The sequence below is a fragment of the Acetobacterium malicum subsp. dehalogenans DSM 11527 genome (assembly GCF_000472665.1).
Classification (GTDB): Bacteria; Bacillota; Clostridia; order Eubacteriales; family Eubacteriaceae; genus Acetobacterium; species Acetobacterium malicum.
Map to the genome: position 1 here is coordinate 1 of NZ_AXAC01000076.1, position 1,958 is coordinate 1,958.

Genomic DNA, 1,958 nt, shown 5'->3' on the forward strand with positions numbered 1-1,958 from the left:
CAGCTGTGTCCGCTGCCTCACTCGAGACAACTTCATTAGTATACGCTCTTTCACCCCTCCTGTCAACGCTTTTTTGAAAGTTTTTTGATTTCTTTCGCATAGCACTGAATATATGCCGCATTCACCGTTATTCGGACATAAATTTGAAGATAAACCAATTGTTTTACACATTATAATATGGATGACCAGATCTAACCCTGATCATCCTCATTCAAATATAATCGACAAATTTTCTAATCCTGTTTATGTCAACATTCAATCATTCGGGCCAATAATGCAACCTTATAGCCACTGTCACAAGCAAGTTCCGCAAATGAATTCTCTTCATTATATATCAGTTGTTTACTTGCCAACTGGAACCGTCCAATCCGAATAAGTGTTTTCGGGGTATATCCTGCATATTTCAGACACTGCCGTTCCAGTATTTTGATATTCACACGATTCTTTTCACAGAAATCATTAATTGACTGCTCTTTATTCTCGCGACAAAAGCGTCGAATGAGGTCAATCTTTTTCATTTCGACCATATTTTGATCTAATAATAACAGCAGTGCTTTTTCGATTGCATAGACGACTTCGCTAGTCTCCTTTGCATCCTGAATCGCCACTTTCTGCTTTTGAACAAACCGTTTATCCACCAGTTCCAAATCATTCAGTTGATTTCTAAACTCCAGCATTGGTACATTTAAGAAGGGATATAAGCCATATGGATAGAACGAAATACCAAACACCTTCAATTTCCCTGCTTGAATAATAAAGCCCGGTTTGTTGCGCATTCCATTAAAATGAAAAGTACCGGCACGATACCTTTGTTTTTCAATTTGATAGTCTATTTTGTCGGAAAGGTTAATAATTACGTCAATACTATCGGTTGGCAATAATTTATGATTCAAGCTGACATCTGATGCAGTTTCCAAATACCAAACAAATTTAACCCAGGGCTTAAGTCGTTCTGATTTAATTGTGTATCTTACAATCTGCAGCATTATTTCGTTCTCCCTATTTTTAATCACTAACAAGCTACTTAGAAAATAACACTCTCATCTTGAATATTTACAATTGTGGCAACTGTTTAATAAAACTGCCGTCTTCCAAATCAGCAAAGGCTTGTTTTAATTCAGCTTCCGTGTTCATCACGATGGGGCCGCCCCAGGCTACTGGTTCATTCAGTGGCGGTGCCGAAAATACAGCAAAACGAAGCGGCTTTTCATCGGCCGTTATTTCGATATATTCGCCTTCGCTAAACAGCAGTGCCGATTTCTCCTTATATAAGGTTCCGGCCACTGTGCCCTGACCTTCAATTAAAAATGCAAACACGGTTTCTCCTTTGGCGGTTGGAATCTTAACCGATCTTCCTGGTTCAACGACCACATCTAAAATCATCGCCTGGATGTGATGGGGTTTGGCACCCTTTACCCCTTCGTAAGATCCGGATATGACCCCGACATTAAAGCCGGCTCCTTTATACAACGGAATATTTTCTTTTCTGATCTCAAAATACTTGGGCTCCGTCATTTTTTCTGACTTGGGTAGATTCAACCACAACTGGAAACCCAGCATTCTTTCACAAGCCTGGGGCATCTCCTGATGGAGAATCCCACTTCCTCCAGTCATCCATTGGGAACAGCCAGATTCGATAGCCCCCTTATTCCCCAGACTGTCCTGATGTTCGATCAGCCCATCGACGAGATAGGTGACGGTTTCAATTCCCCGGTGTGGATGCATGGGAAAACCTTTGATATAATCCTGGGGATTCTTAGAATCAAAGGAATCCAGCATCAGGAAGGGATCAAATGCTTTCACAGTTGAATGGGACAAGACCCGGGTCAGATGAACCCCCGCCCCGTCCACTGCATTAATTCCCTGAACGACTTGTATAACTTTTCTTTCTTTCATCAAAACGCCTTCTTTCTACTACAATATATTTATGGTCATAGTACCTAACAACCAGTTAGGAC

The 1,958-nt window shown here is 41.0% G+C and carries 2 protein-coding genes; both read right to left on the bottom strand.

All coding sequences use genetic code 11. From position 1 onward, the window contains the following. Positions 1–248: 248 nt before the first annotated feature. Positions 249–986: a DUF6597 domain-containing transcriptional factor gene (locus A3KS_RS21825; protein ID WP_051355971.1), complete on the bottom strand. Its 738-nt coding sequence runs from the start codon at positions 984–986 to the stop codon at positions 249–251. 67 nt (positions 987–1,053) lie between these two features. Further along, the gene (locus A3KS_RS0117140) at positions 1,054–1,896 is read right to left on the bottom strand and encodes a pirin family protein (protein ID WP_026395929.1); all 843 of its coding nucleotides are present in this window, start codon (positions 1,894–1,896) and stop codon (positions 1,054–1,056) included. Positions 1,897–1,958 lie beyond the last annotated feature (62 nt).